Annotated in this window: 26 protein-coding genes and 1 pseudogene; 13 read left to right on the top strand and 14 right to left on the bottom strand. The window is 68.6% G+C overall.

The features are described 5' to 3' along the window. Nucleotides 1-7: 7 nt before the first annotated feature. From AVL48_RS21865 to AVL48_RS21845, 5 genes are all read right to left on the bottom strand, one after another. Nucleotides 8-1,843: a helix-turn-helix domain-containing protein gene (locus tag AVL48_RS21865; RefSeq protein ID WP_061985644.1), complete on the bottom strand. Its 1,836-nt coding sequence runs from the start codon at nucleotides 1,841-1,843 to the stop codon at nucleotides 8-10. Then, nucleotides 1,840-3,156, bottom strand: a complete 1,317-nt coding sequence (locus AVL48_RS21860; protein WP_061985646.1) for an MFS transporter — start codon at nucleotides 3,154-3,156, stop codon at nucleotides 1,840-1,842. The genes AVL48_RS21865 and AVL48_RS21860 overlap by 4 nt, the downstream gene beginning before the upstream one ends. A 23-nt stretch (nucleotides 3,157-3,179) precedes the next feature. Beyond that, nucleotides 3,180-3,938 (bottom strand): 3-hydroxybutyrate dehydrogenase, encoded by a 759-nt coding sequence (locus AVL48_RS21855; RefSeq protein WP_061985648.1) that lies wholly within the window; start codon nucleotides 3,936-3,938, stop codon nucleotides 3,180-3,182. A 156-nt stretch (nucleotides 3,939-4,094) separates the two neighbouring features. Further along, the gene (locus AVL48_RS21850) at nucleotides 4,095-4,826 is read right to left on the bottom strand and encodes a Fic family protein (RefSeq protein ID WP_061985651.1); all 732 of its coding nucleotides are present in this window, start codon (nucleotides 4,824-4,826) and stop codon (nucleotides 4,095-4,097) included. Further along, complete coding sequence (locus tag AVL48_RS21845) at nucleotides 4,823-5,320, bottom strand: phosphoribosyltransferase (RefSeq protein WP_061985653.1); 498 nt, start codon at nucleotides 5,318-5,320, stop codon at nucleotides 4,823-4,825. Before AVL48_RS21845 ends, AVL48_RS21850 begins: the two co-directional genes overlap by 4 nt. A 115-nt stretch (nucleotides 5,321-5,435) precedes the next feature. Here AVL48_RS21845 and AVL48_RS21840 point away from each other — a divergent pair, with 115 nt between their 5' ends. From AVL48_RS21840 to AVL48_RS21830, 3 genes are all read left to right on the top strand, one after another. Continuing rightward, complete coding sequence (locus AVL48_RS21840; protein WP_061985799.1) at nucleotides 5,436-6,014, top strand: GNAT family N-acetyltransferase; 579 nt, start codon at nucleotides 5,436-5,438, stop codon at nucleotides 6,012-6,014. 100 nt (nucleotides 6,015-6,114) lie between these two features. After that, nucleotides 6,115-8,085, top strand: a complete 1,971-nt coding sequence (gene acs, locus AVL48_RS21835; RefSeq protein ID WP_061985655.1) for an acetate--CoA ligase — start codon at nucleotides 6,115-6,117, stop codon at nucleotides 8,083-8,085. Nucleotides 8,086-8,250: 165 nt separating this feature from the next. Beyond that, complete coding sequence (locus tag AVL48_RS21830; RefSeq protein WP_061985657.1) at nucleotides 8,251-8,757, top strand: DUF6319 family protein; 507 nt, start codon at nucleotides 8,251-8,253, stop codon at nucleotides 8,755-8,757. A 54-nt stretch (nucleotides 8,758-8,811) separates the two neighbouring features. Here AVL48_RS21830 and AVL48_RS21825 read toward each other — a convergent pair whose 3' ends face one another. Both AVL48_RS21825 and AVL48_RS21820 read right to left on the bottom strand, forming a co-directional pair. Continuing rightward, nucleotides 8,812-9,147, bottom strand: a complete 336-nt coding sequence (locus AVL48_RS21825; RefSeq protein ID WP_061985659.1) for a cupin domain-containing protein — start codon at nucleotides 9,145-9,147, stop codon at nucleotides 8,812-8,814. Beyond that, nucleotides 9,144-10,448, bottom strand: a pseudogene (locus AVL48_RS21820) (MFS transporter). Before AVL48_RS21820 ends, AVL48_RS21825 begins: the two are co-directional and overlap by 4 nt. 108 nt (nucleotides 10,449-10,556) lie before the next feature. On the opposite strand from AVL48_RS21820, the gene AVL48_RS21815 reads away from it, so the two are divergent. Then, the gene (locus tag AVL48_RS21815) at nucleotides 10,557-11,237 is read left to right on the top strand and encodes a DUF2848 domain-containing protein (RefSeq protein WP_061985661.1); all 681 of its coding nucleotides are present in this window, start codon (nucleotides 10,557-10,559) and stop codon (nucleotides 11,235-11,237) included. Here the strand turns inward: AVL48_RS21815 and AVL48_RS21810 are convergent. Continuing rightward, a complete protein-coding gene (locus AVL48_RS21810) occupies nucleotides 11,201-11,983 on the bottom strand; it encodes a tRNA(His) guanylyltransferase Thg1 family protein (protein WP_244162384.1) in 783 nt (260 codons plus the stop codon). The genes AVL48_RS21815 and AVL48_RS21810 overlap by 37 nt on opposite strands. Continuing rightward, nucleotides 11,980-12,432 carry an ATP-binding protein gene (locus AVL48_RS21805; RefSeq protein ID WP_061985665.1) on the bottom strand — a complete coding sequence of 151 codons (453 nt, stop codon included), beginning with the start codon at nucleotides 12,430-12,432 and terminating at the stop codon, nucleotides 11,980-11,982. Before AVL48_RS21805 ends, AVL48_RS21810 begins: the two co-directional genes overlap by 4 nt. 112 nt (nucleotides 12,433-12,544) lie before the next feature. Here AVL48_RS21805 and AVL48_RS21800 point away from each other — a divergent pair, with 112 nt between their 5' ends. Further along, the gene (locus tag AVL48_RS21800; RefSeq protein WP_061985667.1) at nucleotides 12,545-13,273 is read left to right on the top strand and encodes a VIT1/CCC1 transporter family protein; all 729 of its coding nucleotides are present in this window, start codon (nucleotides 12,545-12,547) and stop codon (nucleotides 13,271-13,273) included. 101 nt (nucleotides 13,274-13,374) lie between these two features. Here the strand turns inward: AVL48_RS21800 and AVL48_RS21795 are convergent, their stop codons facing one another. Next, complete coding sequence (locus AVL48_RS21795) at nucleotides 13,375-14,835, bottom strand: peptide MFS transporter (protein WP_061985801.1); 1,461 nt, start codon at nucleotides 14,833-14,835, stop codon at nucleotides 13,375-13,377. 208 nt (nucleotides 14,836-15,043) lie between these two features. On the opposite strand from AVL48_RS21795, the gene nhaA reads away from it, so the two are divergent. The 4 genes from nhaA to AVL48_RS21775 are packed head-to-tail and all read left to right on the top strand — an operon-like array spanning nucleotide 15,044 to nucleotide 18,144. After that, on the top strand, nucleotides 15,044-16,246 hold the full coding sequence (gene nhaA / locus AVL48_RS21790) for a Na+/H+ antiporter NhaA (RefSeq protein ID WP_061985669.1): 1,203 nt from the start codon (nucleotides 15,044-15,046) through the stop codon (nucleotides 16,244-16,246). Between the two features lie 51 nt (nucleotides 16,247-16,297). Next, the gene (locus AVL48_RS21785) at nucleotides 16,298-16,792 is read left to right on the top strand and encodes a phage holin family protein (RefSeq protein WP_143104959.1); all 495 of its coding nucleotides are present in this window, start codon (nucleotides 16,298-16,300) and stop codon (nucleotides 16,790-16,792) included. A 15-nt stretch (nucleotides 16,793-16,807) separates the two neighbouring features. Continuing rightward, a complete protein-coding gene (locus AVL48_RS21780; protein WP_061985671.1) occupies nucleotides 16,808-17,731 on the top strand; it encodes an alpha/beta fold hydrolase in 924 nt (307 codons plus the stop codon). Continuing rightward, a complete protein-coding gene (locus tag AVL48_RS21775) occupies nucleotides 17,728-18,144 on the top strand; it encodes a DnaJ family domain-containing protein (protein ID WP_061985673.1) in 417 nt (138 codons plus the stop codon). Before AVL48_RS21780 ends, AVL48_RS21775 begins: the two co-directional genes overlap by 4 nt. 107 nt (nucleotides 18,145-18,251) lie before the next feature. Here the strand turns inward: AVL48_RS21775 and AVL48_RS21770 are convergent, their stop codons facing one another. Genes AVL48_RS21770 through nth form a run of 4 tightly spaced genes read right to left on the bottom strand, consistent with a single transcriptional unit; the run spans nucleotide 18,252 to nucleotide 21,423 of the window. Beyond that, a complete protein-coding gene (locus tag AVL48_RS21770; RefSeq protein WP_061985675.1) occupies nucleotides 18,252-19,436 on the bottom strand; it encodes a MarP family serine protease in 1,185 nt (394 codons plus the stop codon). A gap of 6 nt (nucleotides 19,437-19,442) precedes the next feature. Then, nucleotides 19,443-20,150, bottom strand: a complete 708-nt coding sequence (locus tag AVL48_RS21765) for an NUDIX hydrolase (protein WP_061985677.1) — start codon at nucleotides 20,148-20,150, stop codon at nucleotides 19,443-19,445. Next, entirely contained in the window at nucleotides 20,147-20,743 is a 597-nt protein-coding gene (locus tag AVL48_RS21760) for a TlpA family protein disulfide reductase (protein ID WP_061985679.1), read from the bottom strand. Before AVL48_RS21760 ends, AVL48_RS21765 begins: the two co-directional genes overlap by 4 nt. Then, on the bottom strand, nucleotides 20,740-21,423 hold the full coding sequence (nth, locus tag AVL48_RS21755; protein WP_061985681.1) for an endonuclease III: 684 nt from the start codon (nucleotides 21,421-21,423) through the stop codon (nucleotides 20,740-20,742). The genes AVL48_RS21760 and nth overlap by 4 nt, the downstream gene beginning before the upstream one ends. 237 nt (nucleotides 21,424-21,660) lie before the next feature. On the opposite strand from nth, the gene AVL48_RS21750 reads away from it, so the two are divergent. The 4 genes from AVL48_RS21750 (at nucleotide 21,661) to dnaN (ending at nucleotide 25,544) form a co-directional block, all read left to right on the top strand. Beyond that, nucleotides 21,661-21,912 carry a hypothetical protein gene (locus AVL48_RS21750; RefSeq protein ID WP_005166943.1) on the top strand — a complete coding sequence of 84 codons (252 nt, stop codon included), beginning with the start codon at nucleotides 21,661-21,663 and terminating at the stop codon, nucleotides 21,910-21,912. Between the two features lie 160 nt (nucleotides 21,913-22,072). Continuing rightward, nucleotides 22,073-22,747: a Crp/Fnr family transcriptional regulator gene (locus AVL48_RS21745; protein ID WP_003081747.1), complete on the top strand. Its 675-nt coding sequence runs from the start codon at nucleotides 22,073-22,075 to the stop codon at nucleotides 22,745-22,747. Between the two features lie 448 nt (nucleotides 22,748-23,195). Further along, nucleotides 23,196-24,470, top strand: a complete 1,275-nt coding sequence (locus AVL48_RS21740; protein WP_061985683.1) for an MFS transporter — start codon at nucleotides 23,196-23,198, stop codon at nucleotides 24,468-24,470. 9 nt (nucleotides 24,471-24,479) lie between these two features. Continuing rightward, nucleotides 24,480-25,544, top strand: coding sequence for a DNA polymerase III subunit beta (gene dnaN / locus AVL48_RS21735; RefSeq protein WP_061985685.1), 1,065 nt, complete (start codon nucleotides 24,480-24,482; stop codon nucleotides 25,542-25,544). Nucleotides 25,545-25,609: the final 65 nt, after the last annotated feature.

Raw genomic sequence — 25,609 nt, 5'->3', positions numbered from 1 at the left:
GACGAGGTCATCCGTTTCGGTCATCGGTGAGGCGGTGCAGCCTGAGCGCGAGCTGGAGTTCCAGCGCGCGCTCAGGCGCCTGCCACTCCTCCCCCAGCAGCGACGCGATGCGGTCCAGCCGCTGCACGACGGTGTTGACGTGCACGTGGAGCAGGTCTTTGGCGCGCGTCAGGTTGCCGCCGCAGGCGAAATACGCCCGGAGGGTGCCGATCAGATCCGTGCCACGGCGTTCGTCGTAGTCGAGCACCGGGCCGATCGTGGCCGTCACGTACGCGCCGAGATCGGCGTGTTCACCCAGGAGCAGCCCGACGAAGCCGAGGTCGGCCATGCTCGCGCCCTCCCCGGCCCTCCCCAGGGCCAACAGCGACGCGACACACCGCGCGGCTTCGGCGTGTGCCTCGGCCAGCGCGCGGGGTGAGTCGGCCGGGCCCGCCGCGCCCACCGTCACCACGCAGTCCATCGTGGACGTGAGTTCGGTGGCGACCGATCGGGCCAGCGCACCGGGATCCGCGCCACGGACCAGCAGGACGACCTCGTCGGCGTGGACACCGACCAGGTCGGCGTGCCGGGCGGCGGCCATGGCCAGCCGCCGACGGGAGACGTCGTCGGAATGCGCGATCAGCACCGCGTGTGGTGCCGACAAATCGACCCCGAGTCGACGTCCTCGCGCCAGCAACGCCGCGGGATTGCGGCCGGGCGCGGTGAGCAGGTCCGACAGCAATTCCCCGCGAACCTCGTCTTCGGCTCGAGCCACGGAACGCCGCTGCATGAGCAGGACCGCGGTGACCACGCCCGCCCGCTCGAACAGCCGTCGATCCGCCTCGCCGAGCGACGGTCCACCGCCCAGTACCAGGCTGCCGAGGAACTCTTGCCCCGCTTGGACCGCGCACAGCCAACCGTCCTCAGTGGACACCGCGCGTCCGCTCGCCCTGGACGCCGAGACGGCGGCTCGCGAGAGGGTCGAATCCCCACCGGTCCGGGCCAGGACGGCGCCGTCGGTGTCGTAGACGGCGATGGCCCCGCCGAGCACGTCCGCGACCGCGGCGGCGACCTCGGCCAGGTCACCGCCGCGCAGCACGAGATCCATCAGCCGGTCGTGCGCGTCCTCGGCGCGGCGCATCGCGTCGTTGTGCGCGCTGATCGTCGCGTTGGCGGCGTTCAGCTCGGCGACCGCGCGGCGCGTCTCGTCGAGCAGATGCGCGTTGTCCAGCGTGATCGCCGCGTGGTCGGCCAGTGACGACAGCAGCGCGACCTCTTCCGGGCTGAACTCCCGCGTGGTCCGGTCCGAGGCGAACAGGACGCCGATGACCTTGCTCCCGATCGCCAGCGGCACCCCGAGGATCGCCGTCAGGCCCTCGTCGCGCACGCCGGTGTCGATCGACGACGTGTGATGGAATCGCTTGTCGTTGAAGTAATCCGCCGTCGCGTACGGCCGCGCGGTCTGCGCGACCAGTCCGCCGAGCCCCTCGCCCATCCCCAGCACGATGTCCTGGAACAGCGCGGAAACCGACCCGTCGGTCACGCGGACGTAGGTGTTGCCCTCGGTCTCGTCGTTGAGGCTGAGATACGAGACATCCACGGCGAGCAACGCCCGCGCGCGCCGCACGATCGACCGCAGGACGGCGTCCGGATCGTCCAGCCGCGCGAGGTCGCTCGCCGTGTCGAACAGCGCGGCCAGCTCCGCCTCGCGCCGCCGATGCTCGGCGACGGTGTCCCGGATCCGCAACGCCAGCTCGGTGGCCTTCGGATCGACCGGGACGTGCGCCAGCTGCTCGCTGCCCGCGCCGGAGGCGAGCAGTTCGAGCAGCCGGCGCAACTGTGCGGATCCGTCCACAGAGCTCATGCTGGCACGTGACCGCGCTCCGGAAGAACTTCGGAGTGCAGGGACTCGCCCTTGGTCTCACGAGCGGCCAGCAGCGCGATGACGGTCAGCACGCACATCGCGACGACGTAGAGCGAGACCGGGATCGTGCTGCCGAACTCCCTGAACAACGCGACCGCGACGAGCGGCGCCACCGCACCCGCCGCGATCGACGACAGCTGCCCACCGACCGAGAGGCCGGTGTAGCGGACCCGCGTCGGGAACTGTTCGGAGAAGAACGCGGCCTGCGGCCCGTACATCGCGCCGTGCAGGACCAGCCCGACGGTCGCCGCGAGAATGATTACGCCGGAATTCTTCGTGTCGAGCATCGCGAAGAACACGAAACTCCACACCGCCATGCCGATCGCGCCGAACAGATAGACCGGGCGCCGTCCGATCCGGTCGGAAAGAATGCCCCACAAGGGAATGGTCACGAAATGCACGGCCGAACCGATGAGTACCGCGTTGAGCCCCGCCGATTTCGGCAGGCTCAGTCCCGTGGTGACGTAAACCAGGATGAACGCGGTGATCACGTAGTACGAAACGTTCTCCGCCATCCGCGAGCCGATCGTGATCAGCACCGCCCGCCAGCTCTTCCGGAACACCTCGACGACGGGGGCTTGAGTGGTCTTGTGGTTCTTCTGCGCGGCGAGGAACACCGGCGATTCGCTGACCGCGAGCCGGATCCACAGCCCGATCACCACGAGGACACCGGACAGCAGGAACGGGAGCCGCCAGCCCCAGCTGAGGAAAGCCTCGTCCGACTGCGTCGCGGCGAGCACCGCGAGGACCGCCGTCGCGAGCAGGTTTCCGCCCGGGGCACCACACTGCGGCCACGACGCCCAGAACCCGCGGCGTTCGTCGTCACCGTGTTCGGAGACGATCAGCACCGCGCCGCCCCATTCGCCGCCGAGCGCGAAACCCTGCACCAACCGCAACAGCGTCAGCAGGATCGGCGCCAGGACACCGACGGCGGCGTACGTCGGGAGGACACCCATCGCGCAGGTGGAACCGCCCATCAGCAGCAGGCTCAGCACCAGCAGCTTTTTGCGGCCGACCCGGTCACCGAAGTGGCCGAACACGAGCCCGCCGACGGGCCTGGCAAGGAAGCCGACGGCGTAGGTGAGGAACGCGAGCAACGTGCCGGTCAGCGGATCGTTGCCGGGAAAGAACAATTTGCCGAACACCAGCGCCGCGGCGGAGGTGTAGAGGAAGAAGTCGTACCACTCGATCGTCGTGCCGATCAGGCTGGCGCTGACGACCTTCGCGATCGAGCCGCGGTTCTGCGTGGTCACCGAAGGCGTCCTTTCTTGGGGGTTCACGCGGCGGTCCAGCCGCCGTCGAGGGGAATGGAGGTACCGGTGACATGGGCGGCGTGGTCGCCGGACAGCCAGAGCACGCACGCGGCGACATCGGCGGGTTCGATCAGCCGCTTGATCGCCGAACGGCGCAGCAGGACCTGTTCGATGACGGCGTCGCGTTCGAGACCGTGTTCTTCGGCCTGCGCCTGGAGCTGTCCGGTGACCAGCGGTGTCCGGACGTAACCGGGGCTGACGCAGTTGCTGGTCACGCCGTGTTCCGCGCCTTCGAGCGCGGTGACCTTGGAAAGGCCTTCGAGAGCGTGCTTCGCGGTGACGTACGCGGATTTGAACGCGCTCGCGCGGAGACCGTGGACGCTCGACATGTTGACGACGCGCCCCCAGCCGCGTTCGTACATCCGCGGCAGCACCCGGCGGAGGAGCAGGAACGGCGCGGTGACCATGAGCGCCTGGATCCGGGCGAACGTCTCCGGCGGGAACTCGTGGATGGGCGCGATGTGCTGGAAACCGGCGTTGTTGACGAGGATGTCGATCTCGGCCGGGAGGGTCTCGATGGCCTGTGCGTCGGTGAGGTCGATGACGTGCGCGATGCCGTTGACGTCGGCCGCGGCCTTCTCGACGGCGTCGTCGATGTCGACGAGATGGACCTTGGCGCCGGCTCCGGCGAGTGCCTCGGCGCAGGCCAGGCCGATACCGCTCGCCGCCCCCGTGACCAGCGCGGACTTACCGGCCAGATCGCTGTGATACGCACCACTCATGCCCGACGACGTTAGGTCGCCGGAAGCACTTAAGCCATGTGGCTACGCACTACACCTGCTCACGATCTCGTGTGTGCTCTTCACACCCCTGCATTTCGTCCTCTGAATGCGGTAGTTGCCCACGCAAGTACCGCGTTCAGAGGACGAAATGCGGAGTCAGCCGGCGGCGTCGGAGATCGACTTCGCCTCGCGAGCACCGGCTTCGAAGGCTTCGCACGAGAAGAGCAGCCACGCCCGGACGCCCTCCGGAGTTCCCTCAGCGAAGGCCGAAGCGGCTTCGAGGTACTTCGGGACGCGCCGGAAGTACGCGACCTCGGGAACGGTCAGCGCCTTCGGGTCCAGCCCCGTCGCCACCGCCGAAAGCCGGGCCGCCGCCCGCGCGACGACCCCGTCCGCGGAGCCGAAAGGCCGCAGTGCCAACAGTTCCCCGTGCACGACCGCGGTCAGCACCGGCCCGGGGACCGACGTCGCACCGGTCACCAGTTGCGCCAGCATCTCCAGCCGCGGCCCGACATCGGCGGACGAGCGCGGTCGTCCCAGCGCGTCGAGGTCCGGCACCAGGTCCGACGCGGCGAGTACGTGCAGCCGCGCCAACGCCTGCAACGGCGCGCGCCGCCAGGCCGGGAGCAAGCCCTCCAACGCTTCCGCGACCCGCAACGCGCCGGCCAGCACCGGATCGGTCACCTCGCCGGATTCCGGGAGTTCGGGCGCGGCGCCTTCGATACCGGCCGATGCCCGCGCCGCCCGCACGGAGGCTTCGGAGGCCGTCGCCGCGCCGCCGCGAAGGTTGGCGGGCAGCCGGTGGACGGCGAACACCGCGTCCTGCGCCGTTTTCGAGGCCGCCGCGACCCCTTCGAGGTCCAGCAGCGGCTTCAAAGGATCCGTCATGCGTCCAGCACCTGTCCGGCGCGCCGCACCACGGGCGCCTGCACCGACCACGGGAAGTTGATCCACAGATCCGTGTGCTTCCAGACGTACTCGCATTTGACCTCGGAGCGCGGCTTCTCGTAGACGACCGCGCAGCGCACCTCGGCGACGTGGTCGGCGCAGAAGTCACGGACCAGTTTGAGGGTCGCCCCGGTGTCCGCGACGTCGTCGGCGACGAGCACCTTCTTCTTCGTCAGGTCGACGACGTTCGGCACCGGCGGCAGCATCACCGGCAGGTCGAGACGCTGATCGACACCGGTGTAGAACTCGACGTTCATCACGTGCAGGTTCTTGACGTCCAGCGCGTAGCCGAGCGCGCCGGCGACGAACAGCCCGCCGCGCGCGATCGACAGGATCAGGTCCGGTTCGAAGCCGTCGTCGGCCACGGCCCGCGCCAGCTCCCTGCTGGCCGACCCGAACAACTCCCAGGTGAGCTCTTCCCGCTCCTCGGCCATGCCGCCTCGCCTTCTCGATCGTTCCCGCGAGCATAGGCAACGCCCTAGTGGCCTTCTCAAATGCTTCCAAACTGGATATCCAGTAAGGCCATTGTCCAGTCGTACCGTCGCGATCGTGAACGACTGGAATGACCACGCGACCCTGGCCGGCGAACGCGTCCGCCTCGAACCGCTCACCCGCGACCACGCGAAGGGCCTGTTCGAAGCCGGGGCAGACCCGGCGATCTGGACCTGGCTCAGTCTCCGGCGCCCGGAGGATCCAGCCGCGGCCGAAGCGATGGTCGAGGACATCCTCGCCGACCCGGACCGCCGCGCCTGGGCGCAGATCGACGCGCGCACCGGCGAGGTCGCGGGTACGACGTCGTTCTACGCGATCGACGCGCGTCACCGGATCCTGTCCATCGGCCACACCTGGATCGGTTCCGCCTGGCAGCGCACCGGATTCAACCGCGAGTCGAAACTCCTGTTGCTGCGCCACGCTTTCGACGACCTCGGCGCCAACCGCGTCGCGTGGGAGACCGACATCCGCAACCTGAAGTCGCAACGCGCGATCGAACGTCTCGGCGCCCAACGGGAAGGCATCCTGCGCGCGCACCGCGTCCGGCCCGACGGAACCGTCCGCGACACCGTCGTCTACTCCCTCACCGGACCAGAATGGCCGGCGGTCCGTACCGCTTTGTCCTCCAGCGTGTGAATGCCGCGCGCAACCACGATGCAACCTTTTACTTCGCGTCGTAACGTCGATAGCGTGCCAACGGGCGTGAAGACACGCGAATCACAGGAGGCATCGCACCATGACCGAGCAGTCGCCGGCACTGGACAATTTGCTCACGGAGAGCAGGACCTTCCCGCCGAGTGAGACCTTCAGCGCGCAAGCGAATGCCACCGCCGACTTCTACGCCGAAGCCGACGCCGACCGGGAAGCGTTCTGGGCCAAGCAGGCGGAGCGCCTCCACTGGGACACGAAGTGGTCACAGGTACTGGACTGGACCAATGCGCCGTTCGCGAAGTGGTTCGTGGGCGGCAAGCTGAACGTGGCCTACAACTGCGTCGACCGCCACGTCGCGGACGGTCACGGTGAGCAGGTCGCGATCCACTGGGTCGGCGAGCCCGGTGACAACCGCGACATCACCTACGCGCAGCTGAAGGACGAGGTTTCCAAGGCCGCGAACGCTTTCGAGTCCCTCGGGATCACTTCGGGCGACAGGGTCGCCATCCAGATGCCGATGGTCCCCGAAGCGATCTTCGCGATGCTCGCGTGCGCCCGCATCGGCGCTGTGCACAGTGTCGTCTTCGGTGGTTTTTCCCCGACAGCACTGCGTTCCCGTGTGGACGACCAGGCGGCGAAGATCGTCATCACCACCGACGGCCAGTACCGCCGTGGCAAGGCCGCCCCGATGAAGGTGAACGTCGACGAAGCGCTCGAAGGCGCCGAATCGGTCGAGAAGGTCATCGTCGTCCGCCGCACCGGCGACGAGGTGCCCATCACCGAAGGCCGCGACCTCTGGTGGCACGAACTGGTCGACGGCCAGTCCGCGGAGCACGCGCCGCAGGCGTTCGACTCCGAGCACCCGCTCTTCATCCTCTACACCTCCGGCACCACCGGGAAGCCGAAGGGCATCCTGCACACCTCCGGCGGCTACCTGACCCAGGCGGCGTACACGCACCACAACGTCTTCGACCACAAGGCGGGCGAGGACGTCTACTGGTGCACCGCCGACATCGGCTGGATCACCGGGCACACCTACATCGTGTACGGGCCGCTGGCGAACCGGACGACGCAGGTCGTCTACGAAGGCACGCCGAACACCCCGCACGAGGGCCGCCACTGGGAGATCGTGCAGCAGCACAAGGTCTCCATCTACTACACGGCGCCCACGCTGATCCGCACGTTCATGAAGTGGGGCAACGAGATCCCGCAGAAGTACGACCTGTCCTCGCTGCGCGTGCTCGGCAGCGTCGGCGAGCCGATCAACCCCGAAGCCTGGATCTGGTACCGCGAGAACGTCGGCGCGAACTCCGCGCCGATCGTCGACACCTGGTGGCAGACCGAGACCGGCGCGATCATGATCTCGCCGCTGCCGGGCGTCACCGCCACGAAGCCGGGTTCGGCGCAGAAGGCGCTGCCGGGCATCTCGGCGAAGGTCGTCGACGACCAGGGCGTCGAGGTCGGCAAGGGTGGCGGCGGCTACCTGGTGCTCGACAAGCCGTGGCCGGGGATGCTGCGCGGCATCTGGGGCGACGAGGAGCGCTTCCGCGAGACGTACTGGTCGCGCTTCGCCGACCAGGGCTACTACTTCGCCGGTGACGGCGCGAAGTACGACGCCGACGGCGACATCTGGCTGCTGGGCCGCGTCGACGACGTGATGAACGTGTCCGGGCACCGCATCTCGACCACCGAGGTCGAGTCCGCGCTGGTCTCGCACCCGACGGTCGCCGAGGCCGCCGTCGTCGGCGCGACCGACCCCACCACCGGACAGGGCATCGTCGCGTTCGTCATCCTGCGCGGCAACGCCGTGGACGGCGGGGAGGAGGCCGTGCAGGAACTGCGCGACCACGTCGCCAAGGAGATCGGGCCGATCGCGAAGCCGCGGCAGATCCTGGTCGTGCAGGAGCTGCCGAAGACGCGGTCCGGCAAGATCATGCGCCGCCTGCTGCGCGACGTCGCCGAGAACCGCCAGGTCGGTGACGTCACCACGCTGGCCGACTCGTCGGTGATGGACCTGATCTCTTCGGGTCTGAAGTCGGGCAAGACCGAGGAGTAACCCCCGCACGCGCAATGAAGGGGCCTTTCATCGCAAATTTTGCGATGAAAGGCCCCTTCATCTCAGCCGGGGCGCCTTAGCACACCCCAGCGCGCCTCACTCGAACGCCTGTTCTAGGATGTGCCGGGTACCACCCCATACCCGGGCAAGGAGACGACACCGACGATGACCGTGGATGCCTTGACGCGCACTGACGCCGCGTCCGAAGAAGCGGCTACCGAAGCGCACGTCGACTCGACGCCGCAGGCGGAGGCCACCGAGACCCCGGCCGAGTCCAAGGCCGAGACTCCCGAAACGACCGACGCCCCGAAGTCCGACGAGGCCCCGGCTTCCGACGAGCAGGTGGCGGAGTCCCCCAAGCCCAAGCGTGGCCGCCCGAAGGTCGCCACGACGGCGAAGAAGACCCGCACCGTCGAGCTGACCCTCACGGTCACCGGCACCGCCGACGGCGAGTGGCAGGCCGAGCTCAAGAACGGCGCCAAGTGGGTCGCGAAGGGCCTGGAGATCCCGGCCGCGGCCGTGTCCCGCGCCGCCAAGGAACTGCACGCCGACCTGTCGGGCCCGATCGACGAGGTCATCAACGCCGCCCGCGAGCTGCAGGCCGCGAAGGTCGCCCAGCTCGAAGCCGAGCTGGAGAAGGCGAAGCTGGCGCTGGCCGAGCTGGACGCGTAAGACTTTCCTCCCGACGGGGCGGACGCTGGATATCAGTGTCCGCCCCGGTTTCTTTTACCCGCCGATCGGCGGGCGCGAAGGCGGTGGCGTCTTGAACTCGACCCACTGACTGTCCGCAACGGCCTCGACGCTGTGCGGGACACCGCGCGGGTGAACGATCGTCCCGCCCGCTTCGAGCGCGACCTCCCGCCCGTCGAGCGTCCCCCGCAGCGAACCCGACAGCAGATACACGATGCTGTCGTGATCGTGGCTGTGGACTGGGGAAGCGACGCCCGCCGGGTAGCGAATCTCGTACGCCAGGCCACCTTCCGCCCGCGCGAGCGTCCGGAACCGGCCCTGCCCGCCGATCAGCGGCAGACCCTCCACTGTGGACATCGGCGTCCAGGTCATCGCGCGGGCTCCGGCTCCAGGACCTCGTCACGGTCCGGGTCACGGGCGAGCACGACGCCGATGATGCTGACGACTGCCGTCGCGAGCAGGTAGACACCGATCGCGAGCCAGGTCCCGTAGCCGGCGAGCAGCGCCGTCAGCAGCAGCGGCGCGGGCGCCCCGCCGATGACACCGGCGAGCGTGTAGGCCAGCGAGCTGCCGGTGTAGCGCAGACGCGGCGAGAACTGCTCGGTGACGAGCGCGGCCTGCGGACCGTAGAGCGCGGCGTGGATGACCAGCGCGAGCACGATCCCGGTCACCAGCATGACGAACGAGCCGCCGCTGACCATGGGGAAGAACACGAACGGCCAGATCCCGGCCGCGATGGTCGCGAACAGGTACATCTTGCGCCGCGAGATCCGGTCCGACAGCGCGCCGAACAACGGCATCAGCACCAGCTGGAACGCCGAGCCGATCATCACCGCGGCCAGCCCGGCACCGCGCGAGAGGCCGGTGTGCGTGGTGACGTAGGTGAGGACGAAGACGGTGAACAGCGCGTACAGCACGTCCGGGCAGACGCGGATCAGCACGGCCGCGACCAGCGCGCGGCGTTCGGTGCGGAAGACCTCGGAGATCGGCGCCGACGAACGCTCACCGCGCTCCTGGAGCTGCTTGAAGACCGGCGTTTCCTCCAGCTTGAGCCGGATTCACAGGCCGAAACCGACCAGCGCGCCCGACAGGAGGAACGCGATCCGCCAGCCCCAGCTGTTGAACTGGTCCTCGGTGAGCAGCGCGGCGAGGACGGCCAGCACGCCGTTCGCGAGCAGGTTGCCGGCGGGTGGGCCGATCTGCGCGGCCGACGCCCAGAACCCGCGTTTGGCCGGATCCCCGAATTCACTCGACAGCAGGACGGCGCCACCCCACTCGCCGCCGATGCCGACACCCTGCACGAACCGGAGCGCGACGAGCAGAACGGCCGCGAAGCCGCCGATGGTCTCGTACGTGGGCAGGACACCGATGAGGAACGTCGCGACACCGGTGAGCACGAGCGTCATGACCAGGATGCGCTTGCGGCCCAAGACGTCGCCGAGGCGACCGAAGAGGAACCCGCCGAGCGGCCGGGCGAGGTAGCCGACGGCGTAGGTGGAGAACGCCGCCATCGTGCTCGCGAGCTGGTCTTCCGAGGGAAAGAAGAGGTGCCCGAAGATCGTCGCGGCCGCCACCGAGTAGGCCGCGAAGTCGTACCACTCGAGCGCTGTTCCCGAGAGGCTGGCCGCGAAGGCCTTGTGCAGCGAGCGCCGGTCACCGGCTGGTGAAGTCATGTCCACATCCCGTCCGTTCGAGGTCCTCAACCCCGCCGGGAGGGGTTGAATTGCGGATATACTCCTTGTATACAAGGCGTATGCGCAACCCCCAATCTCGGAGGACAGATGCCTGAGCTGCGTTTCACCCTTCCCGACGGCCAGGAGCGGCGGACCGAGGTCCACACGCTGCTGAACGCCGGATACGCCGGTCGCAGCCAGGAGGACGTCGCCGCCCACGTGGCCGAACTGGCCGAACTCGGCGTCCCCGCGCCCTCGGTGATCCCGGCGCTCTACCCGGTCGCGCCGTACCTGGCGAGCCAGGCCGAAGAGGTCCCGGTGCAGCACGAGCGGACCTCCGGTGAGGCCGAATGGGCCATCGTCATCACCGGTCCCGCGCCCGAGGACGTCCTCCTCACCGCGGCCTGCGACCACACCGACCGCGCGCTCGAAGCGCACGGCGTCGCGTGGAGCAAGAACGCGGGCCCCGACGTCCTCGCCGCCAAGGCGTGGCGCCTTGTCGACGTCCAGGACCGGCTCGACGACCTCACGCTTTCCGCCTGGGCCGGGGAAACCCTGATCCAGCGAGGAAAACTCGCGGAACTGCTGCCGCCGTCGTACTGGCTGGACGTCCTGCGCGACCGCGACCTGCACGCCCCGGGCACCGTGCTGATCTCCGGAACGATCCCGATGGTGCCCGGCGTCGACCAGTTCGCCGACTCGTGGCGCGTGGAACTGGGCGACCCGGCGACCGGCGAGACGATCGATCTCGCCTACCGGGTGCGACGGTTGCCCGAACCCATCGGCTGAAGCAGTTCGCCGAGGAAGGCGCGGTACTCGTCCTTCATCGGCAACTCGCGCTCGACGCGAACGCGGCGGCGGGCCGCGGCGACCTCCCTTTCGCGCACCGGATCGAATCCCGTGCGCTCGTAGGTCTCCCAGTACAGCCCGACGCCGCGCCGCTGCCACGCGGGCAGTTCGGTGAAGTTGACGCCGTGCGCGTAAAGCAGCTCGTTCTTCTCCGGAATGCCCGCGCCCTCCAGGACGTCACCCGCTTCCCGCGCGGATTTCCCGGCCTTGCGCAGGGTCCAATAACACCAGCCGTTGAGCGCACACTGCGTCGCGTCCGACTGGCGCCACGAGAAGTAGTCGACGACGTCGTCCGGCGTCGTGCCGAGCCAGATCCGCCCGTCGAAGTGGGCGGGCACTCCGGCCGCGTGCGTGAACGCCGCCGACGCGACCCCGGCGGAGATCGACACGAGCTTCTCGACGCCGCGGCCGAACAGGTCGGCGACGGGGTCGAGCAAGATCGAGATCTCGTCGCTCTCGGTATAGACGTAAGGCGCGGCGAATTCCGCCATCAACGCCTGAGCCGTCTCGATCATGACCGCGCCGAACCGCGGATCGAACGGCTTCTCGAAACGCGCTTCGGTGAACTTGGAGAAGCCGCGGCCGTCGACGCGGAGCACCGTCCACGAACCCGGCGGCACGGTCAGACCGTGGAACCACTCCCGTTCCCGCTGCCGCGCCTCGAAGCCGACGGCCTCCACAGTCACCTCCGCTCCACGACGAAACCGCCCTCGCCGTCGAAACCGACGGTGTACAGCTCGTCGAACCCGTCCTCGGCACCAGGTGGCCGCAGGCGCTTGAGCGTCGCATACAGACCGACGTCCGGCACCCGGGTTTTGCCGGCCCTGAGCGCGTTGCGCCGTCGCGACCCGGCGAGGTCGGGCGGGAACCAGTACCCGACGACTTTCGCGCCGTGCCGCCTCGCCACCTCGATCAACGGCACCCACTCCTCCGGCGAAGGGTTGGTGTTGTCCACCACCACCGAGCGGCCGTCGCCGAGTGCCTCGGTCAGCATCCTCAGTTGCCGCGCCTGCGGTCGGCGGGCGTTGGGGAAGGTGTCCTTGCTGACGTGGACGTGTGTGCCCGCGAACAGCCGCCGGAAGAACGTCGTCTTCCCGGACGCCTGAAGCCCGATCAGGACCACCATGTCGGCCATGGGCACAACTTAGCCGACGAGTTAGGTAAGGCAATAATGAATAAGGTTTGCCTAGCATCAACCAACGAATTTCCCGCTCGCCGATTGCCGTTCTTCGTGTTTCACTGAATAGGTGACCGAAACCATCTCCGATGAATCGACGTCGCATCCGCACGAACCGCACACGGGCCTCGGCGGCAGGCTCAACTGGCTGCGTGCCGGGGTACTCGGTGCGAACGACGGAATCGTGTCGGTCGCCGGCATCGTGGTCGGCGTCGCGGGCGCGACCACCGACTCCACCACGATCGCGACCGCGGGAATCGCGGGCCTGGTCGCGGGCGCGCTTTCGATGGCGGGCGGCGAATACGTCTCGGTGAGCACTCAGCGCGATACCGAGCGCGCGCAGTTGCGGCTGGAAAAGCGCGAACTGAAAGAGATGCCGGAGGCCGAAGAACGCGAACTCGCGGAAATCTACGAGTCGAAGGGCCTTTCCCCGGAACTCGCCGCCGAGGTCGCCCGCGAACTGACCGAAAAGGACGCCCTGCAGGCACACGCGGAGGCCGAACTCGGCATCGATCCGGACAATCTGACCAGTCCGTGGCAGGCGGCGTGGGCGTCGCTGGCGGCGTTCACCGTCGGTGCCCTCCTGCCGCTGCTGTCGATCCTGTGGACGTCGACCTCGGCGCGGGTCTGGGCGTGCGCGGCGGCGGTGGTGGTCGGGCTGGCGCTGACCGGGTTCGTCAGCGCGAAACTCGGCGCCGCCCGGATCGGCCGCGCGATCGCGCGGAACGTCGGGGTCGGCGCGCTGACGATGCTGGTGACCTACTACGTCGGTGTGGTCTTCGGGACGACGGTGGCGTAGGTGCCAGCTTGAGATGAAAGGCCCCTTCATCGCGAATTTCGCGATGAAGGGGCCTTTCATGGCACGTTCGAGGATCGCTCGTCAGTGCGACATGAAGCGCGTCAGTGCACGCCCTTCATGAGCTTGCGGATCATCGGCGTCGCGACCAGCAGCGCCACCCCGATCACGATGGCCACCCCGCCGACGACGCTGAAGTACGGCGCTTCGTCGTCCACCGAGTAGTACTCGGCGAGCTTTCCGGACATCGCGGTGCCTAGCGAAATGGACAGGAAGTTCAGCGCCACCATCTGCGTCCGGAAGGCCTCCGGCGCGAGTTTGGTCGAAAGCGACAGACCGACCGGCGAAAGCATCAGTTCCGCCATGGTGAACACGAACAGGATGCCGGCCAGCGCGAGCAGCGGGCTCGCGTTCTTGCCGCTGCCGACCATCGGGAGGAACAGCAGGAACGCCAAGCCCATCGCGACGGTGCCGAGCACGAACTTGATCGGCGAGGACGGCTGCCGCGAGCCGAGTTTCGTCCAGATCGCCGCGATGACCGGCGCGAACAGGATGATGAACACCGGGTTGATCGAGTTGACCCAGGCGACCGGCATCTCCCAGCCGAAGATGGTGCGGTTCAGCCGCTCGTCGGTGTAGGCCGCGACGACGGTGAACTGCTGCTGGTACAGCGAGAAGAACGCCGCGCTCGCGATGAACATCGGGATGAACGAGTACACCCGGCTGCGTTCGTCGGAGCTGATCTTCTTGCTGCTGATGATCACGACGAAGTAGATGACCGAGATGACCGCGACGGCACCGACGACGATGTCGACCAGGTTGGCCGGGTTGATGACGCCGAAGACCACCAGCAGCACGATCGCCGTGATACCCACGGCGGTGGCGACGTACACCACCGGGCGCTGCGACGCGGGCAGCGGGTTCGGGATCTCGCTCGCCTTGTCGCCGAGGTTCTTGCGGCCGATCGTGTACTGGATCAGGCCGAGCGCCATCCCGACGGCGGCGAGCCCGAAGCCGACGTGGAAGCCGACCTCGCTCTGCGCGAGGCCGGTCAGCAGCGGCCCGACGAAGCCACCGACGTTCACGCCCATGTAGAAGATGGTGAAACCGCCGTCGCGACGCTCGTCGCCTTCCGCGTACAACGTGCCGACGATGGCGGTGGCGTTGGACTTCAGCCCGCCACTGCCGACGGCGACACAGACGAGACCGACCCCGATACCGGCGAGGCCCGGCAGCAGCGCGAGGCTGATGTGCCCGACCATGATCAGGATCGCGCTGTAGAACAGTGTCCGTTCGGAGCCGAGCACGCGGTCCGCGACCCAGGCGCCGATCACCGCCGAGAGGTAGACCATGCCGCCGTACGCGCCGACGATGCCGAGCGCGGAGGCCTTCGGCAACGCGAGGCCGCCCTGGCTGACTTCGTAGTAGAGGTAGATGGGGAGGATGCCGAGCATCCCGTAGAACGAGAATCGCTCCCACATCTCGACGCCGAAGAGGTTCGCCAGTCCTCGTGGGTGCCCGAAGAACCTCGTGTCTTGCTGGACCTCGGTAGAGGTACTCACCATGCCGTCCTTATCGAAGACATCGTTGTCGTTTTCCGTTGACATGCTAGAAGCCCATGATGTGGAACGGACACCGACGTCCGTAGCGATCTTGTGGCACCAGTCATGAAGGCGAGATTTCCCCAGCTGGGAGCGTTAAAATCGCGTCAAGGTGCGCCGGGAAGTCTGGTCGGCAACAGTATTCGTCGTTGCCGAAAATCCGGAGGATGCCGTGACCAGCGGTCCCACCCGCCCCGCGAAAGCCGTCGTCGCCGACTTCGCCCGCTATCTCCGCACCGAAACCACCGGCGGGATGATCCTGCTCGGCGCCACCGCGCTCGCCCTTCTCTGGGCGAATTCGCCCATCGAAGACATTTACCGCGGGATTCGCGATTTCGAGCTCGGCCCCGAATTCCTCCACCTCGATCTGACGATCGGCGACTGGGCCAAAGACGGCCTGCTCGCGCTGTTCTTTTTCGTCGCGGGCCTCGAACTCAAACGCGAACTGGTGGTCGGCGAACTTTCCCGGTTCAAGCAGGCGATCCTGCCGGTGGTGGCCGCGATCGGCGGCATGATCGTCCCGGCGCTGGTCGCGCTCGCCGTCGGCTGGGGGACGCCGGGGATCGACCGCGCCTGGGCCATCCCGGTCGCCACCGACATCGCGTTCGCACTGGGGGTGCTGGCGCTGACCGCGTCGAACCTGCCGAGCAGCGCCCGGGTCTTCCTGCTCTCGCTGGCGGTGGTCGACGACCTCGGCGCGATCCTCGTCATCGCGATCCTGTTCACCACGAAGTTCGACCTCGTCGCCGCGGGTGTCGCCGTCCTCGCCCTCTCGCTCTACGCCTACCTGCAGCACCGCCGCGTCCGCAGTGCCTGGATCTACGTCCCGCTGGCGCTGATCACCTGGGTCGCGGTCCACTCGGCGGGCATCCACGCCACCATCGCCGGCGTCGCGCTCGGCCTGCTCACCCGCGTCCGCGCCGACGAAGGCGAGGAGCACGCGCCCGCGATCCGGCTCGAACACCGGCTGCAGCCGTGGTCGGCCGCCGTTGCCGTGCCGCTCTTCGCGCTGTTCGCCGCCGGGATCACCGTGAACGCCGACTCGCTCGGCGCCGTCTTCACCACGGCGTTGCCTCTGGCCGTCCTGATCGGGCTGGTCGGCGGGAAGTTCGTCGGGATCTTCGGCGCCAGCCTGCTCGCGGTGAAGTTCAAGCTCGCGGAGAAACCTCGCGGGATGGGCTGGCGGGACATCGGCGCGTTGTCGATGCTCGGCGGCGTCGGGTTCACCGTGAGCCTCCTGATCGCCGACCTCGCGCTCGACGACGACGCCGTCGAACTGGCGAAGACGGCGGTGTTGATCGCTTCCGCCATCGCCTCGCTTGCGGCCGCCGGAACGCTCGTGCACCGGAGCCGGGTGCACGCCCGGGACGATTGAGATCGCGACACTCGCCGGTCCGCCGCGCCCGGGATGAGGGCACGTGGCACGATGACCGGTGTGAGCAGCCCCAAGCACGAACGCACCGGCCCCGACGGCGTGGGGGCCGTGCCCTACCTCCCCCTGTCGAGCGATGACGACGTGGTAGCGAGCGAGCAGTCCCTCGGGAAGCTCGTCGGCGATGCCACACAGCACGTCTCGACGCTGATCCGCGCCGAAGTCGAGCTGGCCAAATCCGAGGTCGTCGCGGAGGCGAAGAAGGGCCTCAAGGGCGCCGTCTTCTTCCTGGTCGCGCTGGTCATCGGGCTGTACAGCTCGTTCTTCTTCTTTTTCTTCCTCGGCGAACTGCTGTCGGAGTGGCTAAAGCGCCCGGCGGCGTTCGCGATCGTGTTCGGGCTGATGCTCGTCACGGCGTTCGTCGCGGGCCTCCTCGGCTACCGCAAGATGAAGAAGATCAAGGCGCCCGAGCGCACGATCAACAGCTTCAAGGACACGGCCGCCGCGTTCAAGCCCCGGCACGACGACTCGCCCGCCGACCGCAGCTGACGGGTCTTCGAGGCGGTGCAGGCGACGCCGGATCCGTCGATCGTCCGGATCGACGGTCCGTGGACTCATCGTGATGTCTCGGCGAACGGCATCCGGCTGCACGTCGCCGAACTCGGCGACGGACCTATGGTGCTGCTGCTGCACGGGTTCGCCGAGTTCTGGTGGACCTGGCACCACCAGCTGCCCTCGCTCGCCGACGCCGGTTTCCGCGCGGTCGCGGTGGATCTGCGCGGCTACGGTGACTCGGACAAGCCTCCGCGCGGCTATGACGCCTGGACGCTGGCGGGTGACGTCGGCGGGCTGATCAAGTCGTTGGGCGCGCGCAAGGCCCACCTCGTCGGACACGCCTGGGGCGGCATGCTCGCGTGGACCGTGGGCGCGTTGCATCCCCGGCTGGTCTCCTCGGTGAGCGTGCTCGGCGGCGCGCATCCGCTGGCGCTGCGCCGCGCCGTGCGACGACCGGCGCAGCTGCGCGCGTCAGGACATCTCTTGCGTTTCCAGGTCCCGATGGCCCCGGAAAAGTGGCTGGTCAAAGACGACGCGCTCGCCGTCGAGGAGCTGTTCCGCGCCTGGTCCGGACCACAGTGGACGAAGACATCGGACTTCGCCGACACCGTGGAGACGTTCCGGCAGGCGATGCTCGTGCCAGGGGTTCCGCACAGCGCGCTCGAGTACTACCGATGGGCGTTCCGCGCCCAGTTCCGCGGTGAAGGTCGCCGGTTCAGCGACGCACTGCGAGGCCGCTTCGCCGCCCGAGTGCTGCAACTGCACGGCGAAGACGATCGATGCGTCCTGCCCGCGACCGCGGCTGCGTCGCGCCGCTGGGCCCCCGACGCACGGCTCGAGCGCTGGCCCGGCATCGGGCACTTCCCGCATCTGGAGGCGCCGGAGCGTACTTCGGGCGCTCTGCTGGACTTCCTCCGTATGTTGGAGGCATGACCGAACGCAAACCGACGGGCGTGTCGTTCGAGTCCTGGGTCGACCGGCAGATCAGTGCGGCCGAGGCGAAGGGCGAGTTCGACAACCTGCCCGGAGCGGGTAAACCGCTGCCGAAGTCCAACGGCGACGACACCGCGCTCGCCTGGGTGGTGAACAAGGTCCGCGGTGAGGGCCACGACGTTTCGGCGCTGCTGCCGCCGTCGCTGGCGATCGCCAAGGAACTCGACGACCTGCCGGACACCTTGGCGAAGGTGCGTCGCGAGGCGCGGGTACGGGAGATCGTCGAAGACCTGAACGAACGGATCCGCGCCGAGCACCGGCGTCCGGCGGGTGGCCCGGTGCTGCGGGCACGGCCGCTGGACGTGGAGGAGGTCCTGACTGAGTGGCGGGAGGGCCGCTCTTCGCCCTCCTGACCGGTTCCCCTCCCGCGCGTGAGATGAAGGACGCTTTCATTGCAAATTTTGCAATGAAAGCGTCCTTCATCTCACGTCGGCAGCCCGCTCTAGCGGGACAGAAGGGGCTAACTCGCGCAGGGACCGGTCGAAGTGTTCGCGCTCAGCGCCGGAGCCGTGTCCACCACCGCCTTGACCTGTTCCGAAGTCAGCGTGAAGCCGGTCTCCGGGTCCTCGACGGCCGCGCCGAAGACCACCCCGATGACCTGCCCGTCCGGGTCGATCATCGGCCCGCCGGAGTTACCGCTGCGGACCTGCCCGCGCACGGTGAACACGTCGCGCTGCACGGTGTTGGCCTCGTAGATGTCCGGTCCGCGCAGGTTGATCCGGCCACGCACTCTGGCCGGCGTCGCGGTGTACGGGCCGTCGAGCGGATAGCCGAGCACGATCGCGTTGTCGCCGGCCCGCGCGACCCGCGGCGCCAGCGGGAGCACGGCCGCCTGCAGCCTCGGCACGGCGAGCACGGCCACGTCGGCTTCGGGGTCGAAGTAGACGACGCGTGCGGCGAACTTGCCCGAGGTGGACTCGATGGCGACCTCGTCGGTGCCCGCGACGACGTGCGCGTTCGTCATCACGCGCTGCGGCGCGATGACGAATCCGCTGCCTTCCAGCGCACGGGAGCAGGAAGTCGCGTTGCCCCGGATCTTCACGACGCTGCCGTGCACCTGTTTGACGATCTCGCTCGCCTGCAGCGCGGTGTCCGGCGGGCCGGTGTCCTCGACGTTCGGCTTCTGGAACGGGTCCACAATGGACGGGAAGCCGGACGCGTCCAGCAGTTTGCGCAGTTCGCTCGGGAAGCCCTGCGCCACCTCGGGCATGACGTTGTTCACTTCGCCGAGCACGACCGAGCTGTTGATCGACTTCGCGAGCCCCGGCACCCCGGAGACCGCCGTGAGCGGCGTCGCGATCAGCCACGCGACCACGAACACCACCGCGGCCTGCACCACCGCGCCGAGGGTCTTGTCGACGCCGGAAAGCTTGTCAGGGTTGATCTTCTGGCGCAGCTTCCGCCCGGTCCAGACGCCGAGGGTCTCGCCGAGCGCGACCAGGAACACCACGGTCGCGACCGCGAAGGCGACCTTCGCCGCCGGATGCTGGAACAGTTCGACGACCAGTGGCGCGATCTTGATCCCCGCGAGCGCGCCCAGCACCACTCCGACCAGCGACGGGAGGGCGATGATCACCCCTTGGAAAGCACCGGACACCCCGGCCAGCAGGGCGAGCAGGATCACCAGTATGTCAACCCAGTTCAACGGCGCCTACTCCTTCTCCGGCACTTGCCGCCCCTCGACCCGCGCCTGATGTTCGGCCAACGCTACGTCAAGGTCCCGGACGTCGCCGTGGTCCCATTCGCGTTCCCAGCCACCGAGCGACAACGTCATCGCGAGCAGCCCGCCCGTGAAGCCCCAGACGAAGAGCCCGCCGACGTCGAAGGCGGGCCCCTTCCAGCCGAATCCTTTGCGTTCGACCTGGAACCGGTTCGCCGGATCGGTGAGTTCGGCGACCGGCACCCTGGCCACCGCGGCCGTCTCGCCGGGGTCGACGGCGTGCACCGGGGACGGCGTCCGCCAGTAGGCGAGCACCGGCGTCACGGCGAAGCCGGACACCGGCACGAAAAGTTCGGGGAAGATCGCCACCGGCAGCACCCCCGATGGCTCGACGCCGGTCTCCTCCTCCGCCTCGCGCAGGGCGGTGGCGACCGGTCCGTCGTCGCCGGGCTCGGCGCCTCCGCCGGGGAAGGAGACCTGGCCGGCGTGTGAGCCGAGGGTGTCGGCGCGACGCTGGAGCAGGACGTCCGGTCCCTCCGGGCCTTCGCCGAAGAGCATCAGCACGGATGCCGGGCGATAGCTCGCGTCCGGCGGCACGCTGAACCGGCTGAACGTTTCGGCGCCGACGTCCCGGCTGATCTTGACCAGCGGTTGCAACCAGGCCGGCACTGCTTCCGGGTCCACGAGAGGGCCGGTCATGGTGTCCCTTCCACTGCGGCGCGCACCTGCTCAGTGTTCAGGAAGACGCGTGGGTTCTCGATGAGCCGGACGTCCCCGCCCGCCGTGACCACATACGTCGCGGGAAGGGAGGAAGGGACCTTCAGTGCGGTCCGCACCGGCCCTGACTGCCCGTCACCGTCGAACACGGAAGGCAGCCGGACACCCAGTTCGGCCAGCATCGCCAGCCCGTCGGCCCCGGAACTCGCGACCTGGACGAGAAGCACACGGGCGGCACCGGGCCGAGTCGCGTACTCCTGGAGCAGGGGTAGCTCGCCGCGGCACGGCCGGCACCACGACGCCCACAGGTTGACCAGCACCGGACCGCCCGAAAGCGCCTTGGCGAGGTCGACGCGGGAGCCGTCGCCGAGGCATTCGACGTCGACCCCGCGCAGCGTCGCCACCTCGCCCGGTCCGGGCGGCGGGCACGCGGCGAGCGCGGCTTTCGCACGGGCCGCCGTGAGGTCCCCCGCCGTCTTGACCGGCCCTTGGTCGTCACGGGCCGTGAGCAGCGCGACGATCAGGGCCACCACCAGCACCGCGGCACCGAGGGCCAGCTTGGTGACCTTGGTCACCGGCGCGCCGCCAGATCCAGGATGTGCTCGCGCTCCTCGCCCTTGACCAGTTTCGCGGCTTCTTCGAACTCGGTCGGGCCGGTTCCGTACGAGGGGCACAGCTTCGCCAACGGACAGGCGCCACAGGCCGGTTTGCGGGCGTGGCAGACGCGGCGGCCGTGGAAGATCGTCCGATGCGACAGGAGCGTCCACTCCTTGCGCGGGATCAGCTCGCCGACGGCGTGCTCGACCTTGACCGGGTCTTCCTCCTCGGTCCAGCCCCAGCGGCGGACCAGGCGCCCGAAATGGGTGTCGACGGTGATCCCGGGGACCCCGAAGGCGTCACCGAGCACGACGTTGGCCGTCTTGCGGCCGACACCGGGCAGCGTGACGAGGTCCTTCAGCTTGCCGGGCACTTCGCCGTCGTAGCGCTCCACCAACGCCGCGCCCAGCCCCATCAGCGAGTTCGCCTTGGCCCGGAAGAACCCCGTCGGGCGGAGGTACTCCTCGAGTTCGGCGCGATCGGCGGCGGCGTAGTCGGCGGCGGTTCGATAGCGCGCGAAGAGCGCGGGAGTGACCTGATTCACACGGACGTCGGTGGTCTGCGCCGACAGCACGACCGCGACCAGCAGTTCGAGCGGAGTGGTGAAGTCAAGCTCGCAGTGGGCGTCCGGGAACTCGTCGTCGAGGCAACGCTTCATCCGCCTGGCACGTCTGACCAACGCGAGCCGGCTTTCACCCTTACCCCCCGCACGGGGGGCATTGGTGGGGGCAGGAGGCACCCCGATAGCCTACGGGCGCCATCGGACGAGCCAGTGGGAGCACCCACCGGTCGTCGCCCGACACGCCAGAGCACCACCTCGGCGCTTCGATCGAGGACGCCATGAGCGAGGATCTGGAGTAATGCACAGTTTTTCGGAATTCCCCGGGCAGGGCTCATGACAGTCTGGTTCGTCATCCTGGTCCCGCTGGTGATCATGTTCTTCGCGCTGTTCATGGAGCGCGTGGAGACCAGGCTCAAGCACGTCGCGGTGCAGGAGAACGAAGTCGAGGAGTTCCTCGAGCAGGCACAGCCCAACGAGGTCAGGGCCCTGTACGGGCACGGCATCGGGCGCGCGCTCGAGCTGTTCCGGCTGCGCAGGCTGGGCGGGAAGGCGGCCAGGCTACGCGCGCGGCGCGTGCGGAGTTAGGCTCCACGTTCGAGCGAGATCGTTCTCGGCACGGACGCGCCTGCGGCGAGCCGACGGGCGATCTTGCCTGCACGCCCTAGACTGACGCGAAAAGTGATCGGCGACACGAGCCCCGGAAACGAGGGGGTCGGCGTCGTTTCTCGATGAGGAGGCACCCGAGGTGGACGAAACCCTGGCCCGAGCGGGCATTTTCCAGGGTGTTGAGCCGGCAGCCGCCGAGGCGCTGGCACAGACCTTGGAATCCGTGGAGTTTCCTCGCGGGCATGTCATCTTCAACGAGGGTGAACCCGGCGACAAGCTTTACATCATCCAATCCGGCAAGGTGAAGATCGGCCGCAAGTCACCTGACGGCCGCGAGAACCTGCTGGGCATCTTCGGCCCGTCCGACATGTTCGGCGAGCTGTCGATTTTCGACCCCGGCCCGCGGACGTCCAGCGCGACGACCGTGACCGAGGTCCGTGCGGTGACGATGGACCGCCCGGCGCTGCGGCAGTGGATCTCCACGCGCCCGGAGATCGCCGAGCAGTTACTGCGGGTCGTCGCCCGCAGGCTGCGCCGGACGAACAACATGGTCGCCGAGCTGATCTTCACCGACGTCCCCGGTCGCGTGGCGCGCGCGCTGCTGCAGCTCGCGCAGCGCTTCGGCAGCCAGGAAGCCGGTCTGCTGCGGGTCACCCACGACCTGACGCAGGAAGAGATCGCCCAGTACGTCGGCGCCTCGCGCGAGACCGTCAACAAGGCTCTCGCCGACTTCGCGCACCGTGGCTGGCTGCGGCTCGAAGGCAAGAGCGTCCTGATCCTGGACCCGGAGCGCTTGGCTCGCCGCGCCCGTTAGTCCCGTACTTCAAGTGCAATGAAGGGGCCTTTCATCGCAAATTTTGCGATGAAAGGCCCCTTCATTGCACTGGTGACCTGACACAACGAAGAGCCGGGCGCCACCCCCGACGTGGCGCACCGGCTCTTCGCTGTGCGCGGACCATCCCCCGACGATCCGCGCTCCCCGCCCTCCGGAACAAGGCCCCGACCCGTACGCCGGAGGGAGCTGGAGACTGCGTGCTGTTCTACAACCATCCACGGCCGTCGGCCGTGAACTCAAGTTCTTTCACTCTCAAGGACGCCATCCGGGGTCATTTGTTGCCCCGAACGACCCAGAATCGGCTGACTGTTACCTGATCGAGACGAACCCAGGCGACTCAAGGGGCGAGGTACCCAGAACCCGGGGGTGACAAACCTTACCGCCAGATAACTGGTACTCGCGTACCAAAGTAAGCATACTGGTACGCGTGTCCCAGTCTGTGTCCGAACACTCCGAGAGCCACCGCACCTCCCTCGCCGACTACCGAGCCGCGCTGACCGCGCCCGGGTCCCGCGGGGCGGTCATCGCGTCCCTGCTCGCCCGCCTGCCGATCGCGATGATCGGCATTTCCGCGTTGCTCTACGTCCAGCGCGAGACGGGCTCCTTCGCTTCGGCCGGGCTGGTGTCGGCAGGGTCACTGGTCGGCGTCTCGGTCGGCGCGGTCGTGCAGGGACGGCTCATCGACCGCTTCGGGCCGACGCGGCCGCTGCTGACGACCACGGTGCTCTTCGCGCTGGCGATGACCGCCCTGGTGTTCGCGATCGAGGCACACGCGCCGACGCTCGTGCTGGTCCCGCTCGCCTTCGGCACCGGGATCACCGAGCCGATGGTCGGTTCGGCTTCGCGGGCGCTGTGGACACGGCTCCTGCCCGCCGGGCCGACGCGGAACGCCGCGTTTTCCTACGAGGCGATCAGCATGGAGGTCTTCTTCATCCTCGGCCCCGGTTTCGCGGGTCTGCTGATCGCCGCGCCGTGGGCGGGCACCGGCATCGTGACCGGCGCGCTGACCATGATCGCGGGCGCGGTGCTGTTCGCGCTGAGTCCGACCGTGCGCGCCTGGGGTCCGTCGCCGTCGACGGGCGGCAAGCTGCTCGGCGCGCTGGCCAGCCCCGGCATGCGCACGCTCGCGCTCGCCGCGCTCGGCTTCGGTGCCGTGATCGGCTTCGTCGAGGTCGCCGTCCCGGCGGCCGCCACCGAGGCCGGGAACACCTCGATCGGCGGACTGCTGCTTTCGGCCTGGTCGGTCAGTTCGGTCGCGTTCGGCGTCGCGTACAGCCTGCGCCCGTGGCCACGGCAGATGGGTCTGCGCCTGCCGGTGCTGCTGGCCGCGTTCGGCGCGCTGGTGGCGCTGCTCGCGCTGCCGGGGTCGCTTTGGGGCCTCGCGCTCGCCATGCTCGCGGCAGGGGCGCTCATCACGCCCCAGTCGACGACGCATTCGGCAGCGATCGAGATCGCCGCGCCGAAGGGCACGGCGGCCGAGGCGTTCGGCTGGGTGCTCACCGCGGTGACCCTCGGTCTCGCGTTCGGGCAGTCGATCAGCGGTTACCTCGTCGAGCACGCGGGCACCGAAGCGGCGTTCCTCGCCGCCGGCGGGGTCGGCTTCGCGCTCGCCGCCGTGGTCTGGCTGCTGCGCGGCACCTTCCGCCCGCGGTCGCCCGAGGCCGTCGCCGAGGCGCCGGAACTTGTCGGTGCCGCCCGCTAGCTTGCGGGCATGGACCTGACCGCCGCCACCCGCTCCCTCTCGTCCGCCGTTTCCGCCGCCGCGAAACTGCTGTCCGCCCGGTCCGCCCTGCTTCTGCGCGCCGGGCGCGACGGGCTGACCGTCGGCGGCAGCGACAGCGAACGAGCGGTCCGCCTGACCAGTGCCGCCACGGTTCACACGGACGGTGAGGTCATCGTCCCGGCCGGGCCGCTCGCGGAGACGTTGCGCATGATCGACGACGACCTGGTGCGCCTGGTCGTCGAAGGCTCGCGACTGGCCATACGGGTCGAAGGCGGCCGCTTCGCGCTTCCGCTGCTGAGCCGCGAACTGCGGCTCCCGGACATGCCACCCAAGGTGTCCGAAGTGGACGGTCACGCTCTGGTGACCGCGTTGCGCACGGTCGCCGGCACGGCGGCCAAGGACGACGCGCTGCCGATGTTCACCGGCGTCCGTGTCCAAGGCTTCAGCCGTGAACTGCGGCTGACCGCGTCCGACCGGTACCGGATGGCCGTGGCCACCCTGCCGCTGCGCTCCGGAGGCGAGCCGATCGACGCGCTCGTCCCAGCCGGTCTGCTGGCCGAGACGGCGAAGCAGGCGCGGGGCATCGTCGGCCTGCATGGCGACGGGACCCGGTTCGGGCTGAGCTGGATGGACGTCGCCGTCACCACCGCCGTACTCGACGCGGGATTCCTGTCGGAGAAGCTGATCGAGTCGTCCACTGTGGACACGACGGTCGAGGTCGCCGCCGACACGCTGGCCGCCGCGGTGCGCCGGGTGGGCGTCTACGCGGATGAGCGTCGCGTGCTGACGCTGGAGGTCGGCGATGCGCACCTGCGGCTCGCCAGTTCGAAGCAGGACACCGGCGAAGCCGAGGAGACTCTGAAAGCCGAGGTCTCCGGCGGCCGGACGTCACCCTCGTTCCAGGCGCGCTACCTGCTGGACGCGCTGCAGGGTTTCGCGGGAGAACGGGTCCGACTCGATATCCAGCCCGGCATGCGGGCTTGCGTCATCCGGTCGGTGAACCCGGGCGAGGTGGACCTGACGTACTACGTGATGCCGATGCTTCCCCGCTGAAAAATGCAATGAAGGGGCCTTTCATTGCAAATTTTGCGATGAAAGGCCCCTTCATTGCGCGGGCG

This window comes from Amycolatopsis regifaucium (genome assembly GCF_001613935.1).
GTDB classification, from domain to species: Bacteria; Actinomycetota; Actinomycetes; order Mycobacteriales; family Pseudonocardiaceae; genus Amycolatopsis; species Amycolatopsis regifaucium.
Note: the sequence above shows the minus strand (reverse complement) of the source record. Positions and strands in the feature narration are given on the sequence as shown.

What these genes read in the sequence shown, in the direction of transcription:
- AVL48_RS21865 (WP_061985644.1), bottom strand. Translation starts at nt 1,843, where the DNA reads ATGAGCTCTGTGGACGGATCCGCACAGTTGCGCCGGCTGCTCGAACTG.
- AVL48_RS21855 (WP_061985648.1), bottom strand. Translation starts at nt 3,938, where the DNA reads ATGAGTGGTGCGTATCACAGCGATCTGGCCGGTAAGTCCGCGCTGGTC.
- AVL48_RS21850 (WP_061985651.1), bottom strand. Translation starts at nt 4,826, where the DNA reads ATGACGGATCCTTTGAAGCCGCTGCTGGACCTCGAAGGGGTCGCGGCG.
- AVL48_RS21845 (WP_061985653.1), bottom strand. Translation starts at nt 5,320, where the DNA reads ATGGCCGAGGAGCGGGAAGAGCTCACCTGGGAGTTGTTCGGGTCGGCC.
- acs (WP_061985655.1), top strand. Translation starts at nt 6,115, where the DNA reads ATGACCGAGCAGTCGCCGGCACTGGACAATTTGCTCACGGAGAGCAGG.
- AVL48_RS21830 (WP_061985657.1), top strand. Translation starts at nt 8,251, where the DNA reads ATGACCGTGGATGCCTTGACGCGCACTGACGCCGCGTCCGAAGAAGCG.
- AVL48_RS21825 (WP_061985659.1), bottom strand. Translation starts at nt 9,147, where the DNA reads ATGACCTGGACGCCGATGTCCACAGTGGAGGGTCTGCCGCTGATCGGC.
- AVL48_RS21815 (WP_061985661.1), top strand. Translation starts at nt 10,557, where the DNA reads ATGCCTGAGCTGCGTTTCACCCTTCCCGACGGCCAGGAGCGGCGGACC.
- AVL48_RS21805 (WP_061985665.1), bottom strand. Translation starts at nt 12,432, where the DNA reads ATGGCCGACATGGTGGTCCTGATCGGGCTTCAGGCGTCCGGGAAGACG.
- AVL48_RS21795 (WP_061985801.1), bottom strand. Translation starts at nt 14,835, where the DNA reads ATGGTGAGTACCTCTACCGAGGTCCAGCAAGACACGAGGTTCTTCGGG.
- AVL48_RS21785 (WP_143104959.1), top strand. Translation starts at nt 16,298, where the DNA reads ATGACCGGTGTGAGCAGCCCCAAGCACGAACGCACCGGCCCCGACGGC.
- AVL48_RS21775 (WP_061985673.1), top strand. Translation starts at nt 17,728, where the DNA reads ATGACCGAACGCAAACCGACGGGCGTGTCGTTCGAGTCCTGGGTCGAC.
- AVL48_RS21765 (WP_061985677.1), bottom strand. Translation starts at nt 20,150, where the DNA reads ATGACCGGCCCTCTCGTGGACCCGGAAGCAGTGCCGGCCTGGTTGCAA.
- nth (WP_061985681.1), bottom strand. Translation starts at nt 21,423, where the DNA reads ATGAAGCGTTGCCTCGACGACGAGTTCCCGGACGCCCACTGCGAGCTT.
- AVL48_RS21750 (WP_005166943.1), top strand. Translation starts at nt 21,661, where the DNA reads ATGACAGTCTGGTTCGTCATCCTGGTCCCGCTGGTGATCATGTTCTTC.
- dnaN (WP_061985685.1), top strand. Translation starts at nt 24,480, where the DNA reads ATGGACCTGACCGCCGCCACCCGCTCCCTCTCGTCCGCCGTTTCCGCC.